This is a genomic window from Desulfuromonas sp. TF, assembly GCF_000472285.1.
Lineage (GTDB): Bacteria > Desulfobacterota > Desulfuromonadia > Desulfuromonadales > ATBO01 > ATBO01.
This window is the reverse complement of record NZ_KI421413.1, coordinates 181,167-196,783: the sequence shown is the minus strand read 5'-3', so window position 1 is coordinate 196,783 and position 15,617 is coordinate 181,167. Positions and strand designations below refer to the sequence as shown.

Sequence of the window (15,617 nt, the reverse complement as noted above, 5' to 3'; positions counted from 1 at the left end):
AAAACAGAATCGGAGGTAAGACAATGAAAAGAAAAACGATCGTACTGTTGTTCGCAGCCCTGTTCGCCCTTGCCGCTCCCCTGGCCGCCTTCGCCGCCATGGAGCATGAAAACCACGGGAAAAAGGAAGGGATGGATCACGGAAAAATGGAGGGAATGAAACATGGAGAACATGGCGGCATGGGAATGCATGGTGCCATGGTCATGCTCGGCGAGCAGACCCAAGACGGCGTCAAGGCCATGGCCCATCTCAACGACGTCAAGGAAGCCATGGCCAAAATGGGAATGAAGGAGACCCACCACTTCATGGTCGCCTTCGTCGACGCCGCCGGTGAGCAGATTACCGAAGGGACCGTGGCCGTGAAGATCAAGGATCCCGCTGGAAACGAGATGGGTCCCGTCAAGCTGATGGGGATGGAAGGGCACTTCGGAGCCGATATCGTCCTGGAAAAAGCCGGGAAGTATGAATTCATGGTCGGCACCAAGCTCAAGGACGGCGAGAAGCGCCAGTATCATTTCGAGCACATGGTGAAATAATCGAAAAAACAAGGGCCGCAGGGAACCGCGGCCCTTGTTTTTTTCGACGCATGACGATGGGGTCAGGCGATATCCTTGGCAGCCGAACCCCAGTAATTGAACCCTGCGATCTTCGGTACCCCTGGCGAGTAGCCTGTCTCCATCCGGGCAATCCTGAACCCCGCCTTTTCGATGTACTCCGGTATCGGACGGTCGAGGTGGCATCCACCGGCAATTCGTTTCCAAGAGGGGGTGAGGCGCTCCTGCCATTGGCGTACGACCTCGTCGGGCGCCGCTCCGTGCTCGCAGAAGATGAGTCTTCCTTCCGGCTTCAGAACCCGGTGCATCTGCAGCAGGGCCTCACGCCAGTCGGGGATGCTGCAGAGGGTGAAGGTCAACAGCACGGTGTCCACACTTTCGTCCTCCAGCGGGATCTCCCCGGCAGGCAGGGCGATCCATCGGACATCGATCGAGGTCCGCCGCAGGTTTTTCCGGGCCAGCCTGCGCATTCCCTCCGACGGCTCCAGGCCCCAGATGAGATCGACCTTGTCAGGATCGTAAAAGGGGAGGTTGAGCGCCCCGCCCATTCCGACTTCAAGAACTTCCCCTTCGGCCAACGGCACCACTTTCTGCCGCATTCTGACTATCGGTTTCAAGCCGCAGGCGCAGTTTACAAGATGCGGCAGGCAGTATTTATCGTAGAAGTTCACAGGCGCCTCAAATCATTTAAAGTCATTATCTGCTTCTGAATTATACCTTCCCTTTATCTCAGTCAATATTTTCCACAATACCAGTTAACAGCTGCGGAGCCCCTCCTAAACCAATCGGATTGTCTCACTGGAGGGGAAAATCTGTAGAGATTTCAACAGTTAAATGTGGAAAATCCAACAGTTGATAATTAACCGCTGCCGAGCTATTGTGTATCTCACCGAAAATGAAAGGATTTTATTTTTGGCACAAAATATGTATTTTCTTATGTTCAAGGTGTGGAATGATCCCACCCGATTCAATGAAGGGAGGTAGAGGAATGAAAAAGACAATGCGTTTTCTGGTGCTCGGTTTTGTTGCGTTGACGTTGTCGGCCTGTGCGGGGACGGGGACGGGGACGGTGAGCACGCAGGAGATTAAATGTCCTGCGTGCGGGTATGCATTCGACGCTCCGGGCGGAAACTGATCACCTGACGGGACTTCCCCGTCGCTATTGAGATAGCCGCGCGGAAGGTTCCTTTCCGTGCGGCTATTTTGTTTTCGACGAGATTCCCAAGGGAAATCCTGCTCTTTTGAGAATATGAACCGTCGATTAAAGGTAAACTGCAAGGGTCGGATCGAGCAACTTTCCCGCTCGGATGGTGGAACTTACACCGCAACCGCACCGGAGAATTTATAGGCCCGATTCAACCGGCTTCCAGTATCGAACCATGAAAAAGCGGCCCAATATGTCCGAAAGCACGCCTATCCGGGAGCCCAGTTGGCTCAACCACCTTTTTCTCGCTGCCGCCTGCCTGGCGGGTGTAGCCGTCCTGACTGCGCTCTTTTTCGGCTGGCGGCAGGGACACGTTCATCAGGTCGCCGACATGGTCATTAACCTGGGGGGGCGGCCGGTCCATGAGCACTGCACCACCTGCCATGTCGAGGGGGGACGACCTGGCACCGGAGCGGCGCATCCGGATATCGCTCCTCATTCCCGGGAAAAACTTGGCTGCACCGGATGCCATCTGGGGGAAGGCATGGCCCTGGACACGGTGCTCTCCCATGGAGTGCCGGGACAGGGGGCGCGCCGGGTCCTGGCGGGAAAAGATCTGCCGGGAAGCTGTTTTCGTTGCCATCCGCCGAGCCCGCTTCCCGGGGCGGAAAAAGCCTGGCGTGGATATGAGCGGTTCACGGCCAGCGCCTGCGACACCTGCCACCATATTGCCGGGCGAGATCAGGGCGGCCGCTTCGGTCCCGACCTGAGCGACGTCGGGAATCAGCTCGGCCTGGACGAAATCGTCGAGGCGATACGCGATCCGAAAAAAGAGCCGCCCAACTCCATCATGCCGCGTTTTCCCCTCTCGGCGACCCAGGCGAGAGAAATCGCTTTCTTTCTCAAGAGCCGGGTGAAGGACCCCTTCTATGCCACTCCGATGCAGGTCCAGGCTGGGCAGGTTCGCCTGCCGGAGGTAAAGATCACGGTTCCGGAGGACATCCCTCCGGCTGGGGAGGTCCTGGCCGCACGGCGGTGCCTGGGGTGCCACCGCTTCCGATCGGAGGACGGCGGCATCGCCCCCGACCTGACCTGGATCGGGGATATGCGCTCGACCGAATATCTGAAAGCCTTCATGGCCAGCCCTGGCCGGAAGATCCCGGGCGCGGTGATGCCGACGGTCCCGATGCCCGCCGAGGAGGAGAAACGTCTGATCGCCTTCCTGACATCCACGGCCGTTGGACCCGTCAAGGATGTTCACGGCGGTGCGGAGCCTGTCGAGGCCGAGGATGGTGACAGTGCGGCGACGCCGGCCGTCAAGCACCTGTATATGGCTCTCTGTCAGCGCTGTCATGCGGCAGCGGGAGACGGCTTCGGGGTCATCCAGCCGAACCTGGCCGGTTTCCCCCGCGCCTTCACCGGCAATGCTCCTTTCTTCCGGCGCGTGGAGGACGAGCGGCTGAGGCGCAGCGTGGAGAAGGGGATACCGGGGACGAGCATGCCCCCTTACGGTCGTCTCCTGCATGCCGAGGAACGCGAAGGGCTTCTCGATCTGGTCTTCGCCGCCTTCGTCGGCATCCCGAGAGGAGAGAAGACGGAAATCCCGCCGCCGCCGAGCCGACCTGTTGCTCCGATGACCAAGGCGGCAGCCGATAACCTGTATGAGAAGTTGTGCGTCCGTTGCCATGGTAAGACAGGCACCGGCAAAGGTCCCGAGCACCTGCGTTACTTGCCGCGCCCGCGCAATCTCACCAACCATCCTTATTTCGACGGCATGCCGGATGCCCGGCTGGCACTGACAATCCGCGATGGCGTGCCCGGGACGGCCATGCCGTCTTTCGGCTCGCGCCTGTCCGCGGCGGAGCTGTGGGGGCTCGTCGATAGAGTTCGGATTTTTTCGGGAGAATTCGATGAACGAATTGCGGAACCCAGGGCGCCGCGCATGGCTCCGTAGGGGATTGCTTTACACCCTGCTCGGCAGTACTTTCGCCGCCTTCGCCGGCATTCTGGCCGACGTCTGGAGGGCGGCCGGACGATTCTCTTCTGCTCGATGGACGGAAGTTGCGCCCCTCGCCGCACTCTCCGCCGAGAAGACCTTCCCCTTTCCGGAGCGGCAGGTGGCGGTCATCCGCGATGGAGATCGCCTCGCCGGCATCAGTCTCAGATGCACGCACCTGGGCTGCCTGGTGAACACCATGGACCAGGGCTTCTTCTGCCCCTGCCACGGCAGCGAGTTCGGTCCGCGGGGAGAAGTATTCAGCGGTCCGGCCAAGGTCGATCTTCCATGGCATGCCGTGCGATTAGTGGGAGACCGCGTGTGGATTCACACGGGGGAGAAGCGGGCCGAGCCGATGTGGGTAGAACTTGAAAAGCAGCCCCGAGTCGTGAGTCCCGGGTCCAAGGTCTAATCCCAACCTGCTTCATTTTGGACTCTGGAATCTGATCTTCGGGCATTGAAAGCTGGACGATATGAGACGCAATTTCCTCCACCATCTCCATCCGCCGCAAATCAGGCAAAGGACGGTGCATCCCCTGACCACCCTCGGGCTGGGAATCGCCAGCCTCACCTGTCTGGGGGTGCTGCTGGCGACCGGCTTCACTTTGTTCCTCTACTACGTACCGGATCAGGAGAAGGCTTACGAGCGCATCCTGCATATCTCCACCACCCTCCATTACGGAGGGCTGGTGCGAAATCTCCACTTTGTCGCCGCCAACGCCCTGGTTATCCTGGCGGTCCTTCACCTCGCCCGGGTCTTTCTCACCGGCGCCTACCGGGGGCGGCGCCTGAACTGGCTCTACGGCCTGGCCATGCTGTTTCTCCTGCTGCTGTCCAACTTCACCGGCTATCTCCTTCCCTGGGACCAGATCTCGTACTGGGCGGCGCAGGTCGGCGCCGGCCTCGCGGCCTATTTCCCCCTCGTCGGCACCGAGGCCCAGCGCCTCGTGCTCGGCGGCACCGAGGTCAGCGGAGAAACCCTTCTTCGCTCCTTCGCCCTGCACGCCGGCGCCGTCCCGTTGCTCCTCGTTGTCCTGGCCGCCCTGCATCTCTGGCGCATTCGAAAGGACGGAGGCCTAGCGGCGCCGCCGGCCGCCGACAGGGAGCGGCTGCCGACCGATCCCTGGCTCTACCGGGCGGAGGGCGCGGTCGCCCTGCTGACCTTCGCCGCCCTGGTCGGTCTGGCCCTCGTCCTCCCCGCGACTCTGGCCGAGCGGGCCGACCCCCTGCATCCGCCGAATCCGGCCAAGGCCCCCTGGTACTTCGTCGGCCTGCAGGAGATGGTCAGCCATTCCGCGTTCTTCGGCGGCGTCGTTGCCCCGGCCCTGATCGCCATTTTCCTGATTTCCGTCCCATGGCTAGACCGCAGCCCGAATTCCGGAGGACAATGGTTCGCTCGCGACCGCCGCCGGCTGGATATTTTCTTCATCCTCCTTCTCCTCAGCCAGATTACCCTTATCATCGTCGGCCGCTGGCTGAGGGGCCCGAACTGGGCCCTTGTGTGGCCTTTCTCACCCTAACAGAACAGGAGCATCCGATGATTCGCAAATTACTGATGACCGTCTGTCTCCCACTGCTGATCGCAGCCCTTGCAGCCCCGGCCGTGGCCGTCGACCAGCAGGAATTCGACCGCATCCTTCAATTGAAGATGGAGGATCTGACCGCGGAAGCTTCGGCCCTGCTGGAGAAGAAGTATCCCGAAGAGGACTGGGACGCCTTCCGGTTTCCCAAGTTCGTCTTCTCCAGCGATCCGGTGGAGACAGGTTACCGGATCGCGGTCAAGGAACCCGAGATGTTGCGGAAAATCCCCTGCTACTGCTTCTGCGATGCCATGGGGCACAAAACCCTGCTGGACTGCTTTGTCAAAGACGGAAAGACCGGCGGCAAGTACGACGACCATGCAGTCTCTTGCAACATCTGCTATGGCCAGGCGATGCTGGCGCTGTTGTGGAAGAATGCGGGCGCGAGCGATGAGGAAATAACCAAGGGGATGGAACGGAAATTTGAGGGTCTGCTGAAGCAGAGAGGCGGAGAAGCTCAAACCGGCGGATGATGATTTCAGTCTGAAAGGCCGGCATCGATAGCCGAAAAGAGGTCATTTATCTTGACGGGCTTTGTCAGGACCTGATCCATTCCTGATGTCAGGCATTCCTCTTTGATCTCGCGGCTGGCATGAGCGGTCAGGCCGATGATGCAGGTGCGTTTCCCGCCTTCTTCCGCTTCCCTTTTGCGGATCTCGCGGGCCGCCTCGATCCCGTCCATCTCGGGCATCTGAAGATCCATCAGGATCAGATCGAATTTTTCCCGCCCCCATTTTTCTAAAGCCTCCCGTCCTGTCTCTGCGGTCTCCGGCTGCCAGCCGCCTCGGACAAGGACCAGTTTAACCAACTCCTGGATTGCGGGATCATCTTCGGCAAAAAGGATGCGGGCTGAACGACTTTCCCTGACAGGATCTACGGGCGGAATTTCAGGTGTTTCTGCGCTCTTGTTTACGGAAACGACCTTTAAAGGAAGGGTGAAGGTAAAGATGCTTCCTTCTCCTTGCCGGCTCAGAACATCTATCTGCCCTCCCATCAGTTCCACCAGCCCTTTGGATATCGCCAGTCCCAGTCCGCTGCCGCCGTACTGGCGGTGAAAAGAGTTGTCCGTCTGGCTGAAACTCTTAAAAAGCAGATGCTGTTTTTCCTGCGGGATGCCGATACCCGTATCGGCCACCGCGAACTCCAGGGTGCCGCCGCAAGGGCGAACGGAGACCAGGATTTCACCATCATGGGTGAATTTGAGGGCATTCCCGACCAAGTTGATCAGCACCTGCCCCAGCTTGTCCGGATCACCGAGCACCCTGTTAGGGACGTCGGGCGCAACTTTTATTTCGAGCCGGAGGTTCTTCTCCCGGGCGGAGAGGCGGAACAAGCCCACCGCACCGCCAACGCATTTTCGAGGTTCGAATTCCCTTTCCTCGATCTCTATTCCACTCGCCTCGATCCGGGACAGGTCGAGGATATCGTCGATCAGGGAGAGCAGGCGCTGGGCCGACTGATCCGCCATTTCCAGCATGCGATGTCGTTCGGGATTTGTGTCGATCTGAAGAAGGTGTTCGACAACTCCCATGAAAACGGTCATGGGGGTGCGAATTTCATGGCTCATGTTGGCCAGGAACTCACTTTTGGCATTGCTGGCAGCTTCGGCAACCCGTAAAGCCTCCAGAAGCTGAATCGTTCGAACTTTGACCTGTTCCTCTAGATTTTCTCGATGTCTGGCGAGTTCTTCGTCCTTTTCCCGGATCTGCGCCAACTGTCTCTCCATGTTCGCCAGGAGATCGGCATTTCTCATGGCGATGCCGATATAGGCGGCAATCCCATCCATCAGACTCAGGTCGGTTTGTAAAAGGGGGTTGTTCTCAGTATTTTTATCCGCTGCCAGAATCCCCAGAGACGTGCCGTTGCAGACGATGGGGCAACAAAGAAAGGATTCTGCTCTCAATTCCTTAATCAGGCGGAACCCCTCGGGGGAAAAGGCCCCTTTCATTTCATCCAGATTCTCCACCAGGACCGATTCCTGCTCCCAAAAGGCTTTGGCCACAAGCCTTTCTCGATGGGAAGGATCGATGGGAAGTGAAAGATCCTGGAGCAGGACCCGACTGCTTTCGGAAAAGCCATACTCTGCACGAAGTTCGAGACAGGTTTGTTCCCGGTTGGGGAGAAAAACCATCACCCGGTCAAAATTCATCTGTTGAGATATCAGCTCCACCACGCGTTCCAGGATCGATTGCAGGTGAGTTTCCTGACTGATGGCGCGGCCAACCTCTTCGGTCAGCAGCGCATTGTCATGATTCATGTTGATCTTGTTCAGAGCTTTATCTGTTTCTTGACGGATCTGGTCAACCTGGTTTTTGAGCCTGATCTTATCCTCGATCTCAGCAAAAAGCGCCAGAAGCGAAACAATCAGCGACCCTCCCAGAAGAGGGGGAAGGGGAGAAATAAAGGATGAAAAAATGAAGGGGGACGCAAAGAGCGGAGGGAGGCTGAGAAGTCCTATGTTCCGTAATTTTTTCCAAAAAGTGAAAGGAAGCTTCGTCCAGGAGATGACATATCGGCAAACCGAATCACCCCGGAAAAGACACTGAGGGTGTTCAATTTTTTCCATTTTTTGATCAAATAGTCGCACCGCCGCCTCGAACCACCCCAATCGGTTGGCGCACTGGAATTCTCTCTCCTCTACGCCGGGGTAAGGTCGCACAGTTACCTCGACTTTACAGGGACCGAGTCGACGCGAGGTGTACGAAGCCGAACGGGTCAGGCGGGAGGCGGACTTGCCGATGAACGCAAAGGCACTGGAGGGGCCCAACATGCCCAGAACGTACTGACGGAAAGATCCCAGTGCATCGGCCGAAGCGGCGTATTGCCCCGCCTCGCGTGCAACATCGGGATTCTTGCACAGTTCTACCAGTTTGTCATAAAAGCGGTCGATCTGCTTCTGTGAGAACCAATGACCGGGGTCGGCTGTCTGGTAAGGTTTCATCCCGGAGTAGTCGAGCAGAATCGGAATTTCAACCTGGGGATAGGATTTTCGCAACAGGCGGAGATAAGTATCAATGACGCGGCTGTTGTAAAGCCGATGGTCGGGACGAGGAGACATGGTTTCCTGCCTGGATTTCAGTCGGATACCGTCTGGTTACAGGTGCCGTGAAAGTGCTAGATTATCACAGGAAAGCGGTTGGAGGAAAGAGTATTGTCACTCGTTGCGAGGTGAAATCCCTGGATACTTGACCGATGATCACGGCTGGGCTACATTGGCGCTGTTTTATTGGGTGGTTATAGGAGAGTGGACGTGAAGCAGTTGAGGAAGGAAATATGTCAAAATTAATTTGGTGCATTTTCTGCTTTCTTTTGTTCCCGGTTTCGGCGCTGGCCTCCGGTTTCGGCGTCTTTACCCAGAACGCGGCCGCTCTCGGCCAGGCCAACGCGGTTGTCGCCCATTCGACCGGACCCTCCTCGCTCTACTTCAACCCTGCGCTGCTCAACGACGTGCCCGGCCGGCAGATGGAAATCGGCGCCACCGGAATCTACGCCGACCGCAAGGTCAGACTGGACAGCGGCGGCAGTGAAGAAGTCAAATCGGATTGGAACTTCCCATCAACCTTCTACTACACTCACCAGGCGAATGAGACGGTCACCGCTGGGCTCGGCGTCTTCTTCCCTTTCGGTCTCTCAACCGAGTGGGGCGACGATTACGAGGGGCGCTACCTGGGGACTTCGGGCGATGTGTTCACCCTGAACCTCAACCCGGTCATCTCCGTCCGGGTCAGCGACCGCTTCTCGCTGGCTGCCGGTCTCAACGTGCTCTATCTCGACGCCACCCTGGAAAGCAAGGTCAATCAGACCGCGGCCTACATCATCGCAGATGCACAGTCCGGAGACTTGCTCCCCGATCTGCCAGGCCTCCTCAACGACATTGGTCAGAAGTTTGAAGGGGACGGCTGGGGCGCCGGGTACAACGTAGGGGCCCTCTTCAAGGCCACGGATCGTATTTCCATCGGAGCGACCTTCCGCAGCCATATCGATGTGGATGTGGAAGGCGAGGTGAACTTCAGTGGCGTCAACCCTCTGCTGACCGGGCTGTTTCCGGATACCGGCGGGGATGCCGACATCCGATTGCCCGCCCAGGCCACCGCCGGCGTTGCCGTTCAGGTCGTTAATCCGCTGATCATCGAAATCGGGGTGCGCTGGGAGGACTGGGAGTCCACGGAAGAGCTTAGGATAGAGTTCGATTCGCCTGTCTTCGGCCAGCCCGAAAAGGTCATCCCTCGGGACTGGAAATCCACCTGGACCTATAATCTCGGCGGCCGGTACCAGATCAATGAAGCGATTGCCCTGAACGCCGGGTATCTCTACGGACAGAACGCCGTGCCCCGCAGCACCTTCGAACCGCTCATTCCCGATACCGACGCGCATCTCTTCACGATCGGCAGCGAACTGCGCTGCGGTGCGTGGACCATCTCCGGCGCCTTCGGTCTGGAGCACCACGAGGACCGCAGGAAAAAAAATGAACTTGGCGACGACTTGGCCTCGGCCCTGACCGGGCAGCCGGAGGGCACGGCGAACGGGGAATACCAGGCAGATATCTACCTGCTGGCGCTGAGTGCCGGCTATCGCTTCTAGTTACACTCCCTTTCCTCGTCCTGTTATCCGCCGACTTTGGTCTTGAACATTGTCAGGAGCATTTTAAAACGTTTGATCGCGTGCACTTTGTGGGAGATACCTCCGGGCATCAGCACGATTTCCCCGGCGTTCACCAGGCAGGGCTTGCCGCCGATGGTTATTTCGGCTTGTCCGTCCAGGACCTGGATAAAGGCATTGAATGGCACGGTGTGCTCCGACAGGGCCTGTCCTTCATCAAAGCTGAATACGGTGAGGGTGCCGCTTTCGTCCTGCAGCAGGGTTCGGCTGACGACTGAGCCCTGCTGATAAGCGGTCATCTCGGCCAGATGCTGAGGGTCGCCGCCGGAGACCGTTAATTTGGTCGTTGACTCAGCCATAGTTCCTCCTCGTGGCTTGGTGGTGAGGTCCTGGCCCGCGAAATCAGGCGGGCTTTCCTACCAGACTTTCGAGCCCGCGAAACGTCGAGGACAGGGGGATTGATGATCTCATATTGTAACTAATTTGGTTGATTTTTCAGTGGATGTTTGGGGATAATTGCGCTCATCCGAATTTACCCAGGGAACTTTCCGCTCCCGGGATGCCGGCGCAGCGGCCGATCGAATCCGGCCGGCATTAAATATCCAGAGAAGGAGAAAGAATGCGAAAAGCTGTACTTTTTTTGTTGTTGGGCCTCTTCATCCTCCCTGCCGCTCAAGCACTGGCGGCTACCCAATATGTCTCGGACCAGTTGATGATCACCTTGCGCACCGGGCAGGGCGATCAGTACAAAATACTGAAAATGCTCAAGGCCGGAACTCCGCTGGAAATTCTGGAAGAGGGGGAGAAGGGTCACCTCTTCGTCCGCACCCCGGACGGCACCGAGGGTTGGGTGCAGAAGCAGTTTCTCACCACCGAAACGCCGAAGCCGATCGTTATCGCCCGCCTCGAGAAAGAGCGGGAGCGGCTTCAGGATAAGATGAAACAGCTGGAGACCCGGCAGGCGGAACTGACGACCGAACTGGAGAACACCCGCAGGGAACGCGCCGGAGGAGACGCCGCCTTAGCCGATCTGCAGAAAAAACTGGACACGGTGAGCGCGGAATATGCCGATCTGCAGACCAAATCGGCCGATGTGGTGGAACTGGCAGCCGAACGTGATCGCCTGGAGGCCCTCAGCATCCGGCTTTCGAGTGAGGTCGACCAACTGCGGGAGGAGAATGAGAACATACTCTTCACCGGCGCCGTCAAATGGTTCCTCGCCGGCGGCGGGGTTCTTCTCGCCGGTTGGATTCTCGGCAAGACCTCACGCAAAAAGAAGGGTTTTTACTAGGAGCATTTTTCAACAAGCTTTAGATTCGGGTCCGTCCGTTCAACTCAGCAGGCGGTTGATCCACATGGTTGGCCTTCAATAAATGGGTTCCTGGGCTTCTGAGGGCCCCCCTTTTTCTCCAGTTCTTTTCTCCTCCTGAATGGCGCAGATCGCCTGGAGGTAGCCGAGATGGGTGAAGGCCTGAGGGAAGTTGCCGAGCTGCAGCCGAAGGTCAGGGTCGTACTGCTCGCTGAAGAGGCCAAGGTGGTTGCCCGTATCCTGCAGCCGTTTCAAAAGGAGTTCCGCCTCGGCGACCCGTCCCTGCCGGGCCAGATTGATGATGAGCCAGCAGGTGCAGAGGAGAAATCTTCCCTCCGAGCCGGGCAGGCCGTCGTCGACTCGATAACGGTAGAGAAGGCCGTCTTTCCCCAATTCCAGCTGAACGGTCCGGACGGTGGCCAGCACCCGCGGATCATCGAAGGGGAGAAAACCGACAATGGGAATAATGAGGTTGCTGGCGTCCAGGTCTTCGGAGTCGTAGGCAAGGACGAACGCCTGCCGACCCTCGCTCCACCCCCGATTCAGGACCTCGCGCCGGATCTCGTCCCGGATCGCTTCCCATTTATCCAGTGCGCCGTCGAAACCGTGGCGGCGGGCGATCTTCACCCCCCGGTCCAGGGCGGTCCAGCACATGACCTTTGAATGAACATGGTGCCGCGGCGGTCCCCGCATCTCCCAAATGGAAACGTCCGTCTCGTGCCAGTGTTCCACCACATGCTCACAGTAGCGGCACATGTGAGGCCATAGCTCTTTCGGGAACTCTTCCCCGGAGGCCGACAGGAGCTCGGCGCCGGCCATAAGATGCCCATAGATCCCATGCTGTTTCTGGCCGGTTGCTGCATTGCCGATCCTCACCGGCCGCGAGCCCATATAGCCCTCCAGGTGCATGAGTTCCATCTCCCGCGTAGCCGCGTTCCCCGAGAGGCGATAAAGGATTTCCAGGTTTTTTCCGTCACCTCTGCTGATCACCGTCTCCACCCAGCTTAGGTAGTCCTTCAGTTCCTCCCGGTGCCCCATCTTCCAGAAGATCTCCGCTGTCATCGCCGCGTCCCTGATCCAGCAGAACCGGTAATCCCAGTTACGGACACCGCCGATCTCTTCCGGCAGGGAAGTGGTCGCCGCGGCGGCGAGACTGCCCGTAGGACCGTAGAAGAGAAGCTTGAGGACGAGGAGGGATCGAATCGCCTGGTCCCGGTAAGGGCCTGGATCGATCCGACGTTTCGCCTCGCAGCGGCCCAGCCATCCGCGCCAGAAACGGACGGTCGCCTCGAGCAATCTTCGACTCTCATCCAGATCAACGGCTTCCGGGTCCTCCCTGGCGAAACGCAGATGCAGGCAGGCTTCCTCGCCGGCCACAAGGATGCCGGCCGCATATCCCCGGTCACCTTCAACCCGAAGCGGCAACGTGGCAGAGAAGGAGAGTCTTTCACCGTTTCCCCTTGCGATGAGGCCCTGGGGGCGCCTCTCCAGGCGGGTCGCGCCCCGTCCGTAATCGAAGCGGGGTTCGAAGACGACCTCGAACTCCACCCGCCCTTGCTCCACCTCAAGGAGACGGAAAAGCATGTGCCGGTCGTCGGGGATCTCTTCCCTTTCGGCGGTGACGGGCATGAAGTCGGTGACTCTCAGGATGCCGCCGCTGGTACGGAAACGGGTCACCAGGACATTGGTGTCGGGGAGGTAGGTTGCTGTCGATTCCCACGGCTCCCGTGGCCTCACGGCAAAGCGGCCGCCCCGGCGGCAATCGAGGAGTGCGCCGAAGACGCTCGGAGAGTCGAGGTGGGGGAGGCACAGCCAGTCGATGGAGCCGTCGAGCCCGACCAGAGCCACCGAATGCAGGTTGCCGATGAGGCCGTAATCGGCAATTTTGCTGTAGTGCTTCTGTTTTTCCGCCATAACGAAATAGTAACCTTCACCGGCAGGTTGACAAGGTTCGACGGACGTCGATTGCATCGGAAGCTCAACACTATAGAATCAAATCAGAAATGAAAAGTTAAGGGAGGAACAGAGGGTGGGGCAGAAAAAAGGCGGACACGGCGGAATGGGGAAGCGGGGAGTCAGCCGGCCGATGGCCATGGGTCAGCACGGCGAAAAAGGGAGGGAGGGGCATGGCATGTCGTCGGAGCAGCGGCAGCAGATGCTGACCGACCATCACCACAAGACCCTCTGGGTCTATTGGACCCTGATCCTCCTCGGCTTCTGGACAGCGGTCGCTCCCTTCACCTTTTCTTACGGGATCGGCGTCGTCTCGCCTCCCGGAGGGCGCGAACTCTGGCTCTCCGACGCCGCCCGGATCTCAGCCATGACCTGGAGCGATTTCGCAAGCGGCCTGCTCCTCATCATCCTCGGCTGGAGAGCGCTCATCCCCGGCCGCCCACTGGCCCTCTGGCTCGCCTGCGGCGTCGGCGTCTGGCTGAACGCCGCGCCCCTCCTTTTCTGGGCGCCGAACGCTTTCGCTTACCTGAACGGCACCCTGGTCGGGACGCTGGTCATCGCCCTCACCATCCTCATCCCGGGCATGCCGGCGATGATCAGTTACATGAAGATGGGTCCGGACCTCCCTCCCGGCTGGTCGTACAATCCGTCCTCCTGGGTGCAGCGATCGATCATGATTTCCCTGGGTTTCGCCGGTTGGCTGGTCTCGCGCTATCTGGCTGCGTTTCAGCTCGGCTACCTCCCCGACGTCTGGGACCCCTTCTTCGGGGAGGGAAGCCGCAAAATCCTGACCTCCAAGATGTCCGAGTCCCTCCCCATCTCTGACGGCGGGCTCGGAGCCCTGGCCTACACCATGGAGTTCCTCATGGGATGGATGGGGAGCCAGGGGCGCTGGCGGACGATGCCCTGGATGGTCACTTTCTTCGGAATCCTCGTCATTCCCCTCGGGCTGGTTCATATTTTTCTCGTTGCCTCACAGCCCGTCATGGTCGGGTACTGGTGCACCTTCTGCCTGCTGGCCGCCGCGATCATGCTGCCGATGATCCCTTTGCAGGTGGATGAGGTGATCGCCATGTCCCAGTTCATGGTCCAGGCGAAGCGGGAGGGGAAACCGTTCTGGCGCACCTTCTGGAAAGGAGATACGGTCGAGGGGAAAATGGATGAGCGATCACCGGCCATCGCCGAATTCCCGAAGCAACCGTGGCGGCTCTTCCGGGCTTCGCTCTGGGGGATGACCTTCCCTTGGACGCTGCTCGTCTCGGTCCTCCTGGGCGCCTGGCTGATGGGAGCGCCGGCCCTTTTCGAGGCGATTAAGCCGATGGCCGACGTCGAGCACATCTCCGGGGCCCTGATCGTCACCATCTCCGTGATCGCCATGGGGGAACCGGTCCGGGTCGGCCGTTACCTGAACGTAGCGGTCGGGCTGGCGGTGGGGGCATGTCCCTTCCTGCTGACAGGAGCTTCGAGCGCCGGGCGCATCAATGATCTGCTGGTCGGGCTGGCCGTGATCGCTCTCAGCCTCCCTCGTGGAAAGATCAGGGAATCCTTCGGAGCCTGGGACCGGTTCGTGCGCTGAACCGGCGAAAGGAAATGGAACGATGAAAGACCCCGTATGCGGAATGGAAGTGACTCCTGAGCAGGCTGCCGCAACGACCGAGTGGGAGGGAAAGACGTACTACTTCTGCTCGGAAAAATGCCGCGGAAAATTCGCTGCAGACCCGGCGGGCACCCTGCGGTCACGAGACGAGAAAGACCAAGAGGCCGAGGAAACGACAAGGGAAGCACAGGGGAGGGAATACACCTGCCCGATGCATCCGGAGGTGGTGCGGCAGGGGCCGGGCTCCTGCCCCATCTGCGGCATGGACCTGGAGCCCCTGCTTCCGACCGCAGGGGAGGAGGAAAGCGACGAATACCGGGACATGCGGCGGCGTTTCGTCGTCAGCGTCGTCCTTACCGCTCCCGTCTTTGTCATCGCCATGGGGCACATGATCCCGGGGGTCGGGCACCTGATTCCGGCGCGGACGGCGGCCTGGATTCAGCTCATGCTGGCCACTCCGGTCGTCCTCTGGGGCGGCTGGGTCTTCTTCGTCCGCGGCTGGCAGTCCCTGCTCAGCCGCAATCTCAACATGTTCACCCTGATCGCCCTCGGAACCGGCGTCGCCTGGATCTACAGCGTCGTTGCCGTCCTCGCCCCGAAAATCTTTCCCCCTTCCTTCCGCGATGAGACGGGGGAGGTGGCGGTCTATTTCGAAGCGGCGGCGGTGATCGTCACCCTCGTTCTTCTCGGTCAGGTCCTGGAGCTGCGGGCGCGCAGCCGCACCGGCGCGGCTATCCGCGCCCTGCTCGGCCTGGCGCCGAAAACCGCCCGACGCCTTCGAGGAGACGGCGGCGAGGAAGACGTTCCCCTGGAAGAGGTCCGTAAGGGGGACCGGCTGCGCATCCGCCCGGGGGAGAAGGTGCCGGTGGACGGCATCGTGGAAGA

13 protein-coding genes are annotated in these 15,617 nt (G+C 59.5%); 9 read left to right on the top strand and 4 right to left on the bottom strand.

The window, feature by feature from the left end:
- Positions 1–23: 23 nt before the first annotated feature.
- Complete coding sequence (locus tag DTF_RS0103440) at positions 24–536, top strand: hypothetical protein (protein WP_027714181.1); 513 nt, start codon at positions 24–26, stop codon at positions 534–536.
- A gap of 62 nt (positions 537–598) precedes the next feature.
- On the opposite strand, the gene DTF_RS0103435 is transcribed toward DTF_RS0103440, so the two are convergent.
- Positions 599–1,225 (bottom strand): class I SAM-dependent methyltransferase, encoded by a 627-nt coding sequence (locus tag DTF_RS0103435; protein ID WP_027714180.1) that lies wholly within the window; start codon positions 1,223–1,225, stop codon positions 599–601.
- 726 nt (positions 1,226–1,951) lie between these two features.
- Between DTF_RS0103435 and DTF_RS0103420 the strand changes: the two genes are divergently transcribed.
- The 4 genes from DTF_RS0103420 (at position 1,952) to DTF_RS0103405 (ending at position 5,747) form a co-directional block, all read left to right on the top strand.
- Complete coding sequence (locus DTF_RS0103420; RefSeq protein ID WP_027714179.1) at positions 1,952–3,652, top strand: c-type cytochrome; 1,701 nt, start codon at positions 1,952–1,954, stop codon at positions 3,650–3,652.
- Positions 3,609–4,106: a ubiquinol-cytochrome c reductase iron-sulfur subunit gene (locus tag DTF_RS25125; protein WP_193352682.1), complete on the top strand. Its 498-nt coding sequence runs from the start codon at positions 3,609–3,611 to the stop codon at positions 4,104–4,106. The genes DTF_RS0103420 and DTF_RS25125 overlap by 44 nt, the downstream gene beginning before the upstream one ends.
- A 61-nt stretch (positions 4,107–4,167) precedes the next feature.
- Positions 4,168–5,214, top strand: coding sequence for a cytochrome b N-terminal domain-containing protein (locus tag DTF_RS21700; protein ID WP_051360828.1), 1,047 nt, complete (start codon positions 4,168–4,170; stop codon positions 5,212–5,214).
- Positions 5,215–5,231: 17 nt separating this feature from the next.
- Positions 5,232–5,747 carry a PCYCGC motif-containing (lipo)protein gene (locus tag DTF_RS0103405; RefSeq protein ID WP_027714178.1) on the top strand — a complete coding sequence of 172 codons (516 nt, stop codon included), beginning with the start codon at positions 5,232–5,234 and terminating at the stop codon, positions 5,745–5,747.
- A 5-nt stretch (positions 5,748–5,752) separates the two neighbouring features.
- On the opposite strand, the gene DTF_RS25120 is transcribed toward DTF_RS0103405, so the two are convergent.
- The gene (locus DTF_RS25120) at positions 5,753–8,332 is read right to left on the bottom strand and encodes an ATP-binding protein (RefSeq protein WP_051360826.1); all 2,580 of its coding nucleotides are present in this window, start codon (positions 8,330–8,332) and stop codon (positions 5,753–5,755) included.
- Positions 8,333–8,547: 215 nt separating this feature from the next.
- Between DTF_RS25120 and DTF_RS0103395 the strand changes: the two genes are divergently transcribed.
- Positions 8,548–9,855, top strand: coding sequence for an OmpP1/FadL family transporter (locus DTF_RS0103395; RefSeq protein ID WP_027714177.1), 1,308 nt, complete (start codon positions 8,548–8,550; stop codon positions 9,853–9,855).
- A 23-nt stretch (positions 9,856–9,878) separates the two neighbouring features.
- Here the strand turns inward: DTF_RS0103395 and DTF_RS0103390 are convergent, their stop codons facing one another.
- A complete protein-coding gene (locus DTF_RS0103390) occupies positions 9,879–10,232 on the bottom strand; it encodes a cupin domain-containing protein (protein ID WP_027714176.1) in 354 nt (117 codons plus the stop codon).
- Positions 10,233–10,492: 260 nt separating this feature from the next.
- Here DTF_RS0103390 and DTF_RS25115 point away from each other — a divergent pair, with 260 nt between their 5' ends.
- Complete coding sequence (locus DTF_RS25115; protein ID WP_027714175.1) at positions 10,493–11,164, top strand: TIGR04211 family SH3 domain-containing protein; 672 nt, start codon at positions 10,493–10,495, stop codon at positions 11,162–11,164.
- 75 nt (positions 11,165–11,239) lie between these two features.
- Here DTF_RS25115 and DTF_RS21685 read toward each other — a convergent pair whose 3' ends face one another.
- Entirely contained in the window at positions 11,240–13,096 is a 1,857-nt protein-coding gene (locus DTF_RS21685) for a glycoside hydrolase family 15 protein (protein WP_051360823.1), read from the bottom strand.
- A gap of 145 nt (positions 13,097–13,241) precedes the next feature.
- On the opposite strand from DTF_RS21685, the gene DTF_RS0103375 reads away from it, so the two are divergent.
- Together DTF_RS0103375 and DTF_RS27035 are read left to right on the top strand one after the other, a co-directional pair.
- Positions 13,242–14,711, top strand: a complete 1,470-nt coding sequence (locus tag DTF_RS0103375) for a vitamin K epoxide reductase family protein (protein WP_027714174.1) — start codon at positions 13,242–13,244, stop codon at positions 14,709–14,711.
- A gap of 22 nt (positions 14,712–14,733) precedes the next feature.
- A partial coding sequence (locus DTF_RS27035) for a YHS domain-containing protein (protein ID WP_035055579.1) occupies positions 14,734–15,617 on the top strand: 884 nt, incomplete at its 3' end.

Coding starts and splice junctions, on each gene's coding strand:
- DTF_RS0103440 (WP_027714181.1), top strand. CDS start 24: ATGAAAAGAAAAACGATCGTACTGTTGTTCGCAGCCCTGTTCGCCCTT.
- DTF_RS0103420 (WP_027714179.1), top strand. CDS start 1,952: ATGTCCGAAAGCACGCCTATCCGGGAGCCCAGTTGGCTCAACCACCTT.
- DTF_RS25125 (WP_193352682.1), top strand. CDS start 3,609: ATGAACGAATTGCGGAACCCAGGGCGCCGCGCATGGCTCCGTAGGGGA.
- DTF_RS21700 (WP_051360828.1), top strand. CDS start 4,168: ATGAGACGCAATTTCCTCCACCATCTCCATCCGCCGCAAATCAGGCAA.
- DTF_RS0103405 (WP_027714178.1), top strand. CDS start 5,232: ATGATTCGCAAATTACTGATGACCGTCTGTCTCCCACTGCTGATCGCA.
- DTF_RS25120 (WP_051360826.1), bottom strand. CDS start 8,332: ATGTCTCCTCGTCCCGACCATCGGCTTTACAACAGCCGCGTCATTGAT.
- DTF_RS0103395 (WP_027714177.1), top strand. CDS start 8,548: ATGTCAAAATTAATTTGGTGCATTTTCTGCTTTCTTTTGTTCCCGGTT.
- DTF_RS0103390 (WP_027714176.1), bottom strand. CDS start 10,232: ATGGCTGAGTCAACGACCAAATTAACGGTCTCCGGCGGCGACCCTCAG.
- DTF_RS25115 (WP_027714175.1), top strand. CDS start 10,493: ATGCGAAAAGCTGTACTTTTTTTGTTGTTGGGCCTCTTCATCCTCCCT.
- DTF_RS21685 (WP_051360823.1), bottom strand. CDS start 13,096: ATGGCGGAAAAACAGAAGCACTACAGCAAAATTGCCGATTACGGCCTC.
- DTF_RS0103375 (WP_027714174.1), top strand. CDS start 13,242: ATGGGGAAGCGGGGAGTCAGCCGGCCGATGGCCATGGGTCAGCACGGC.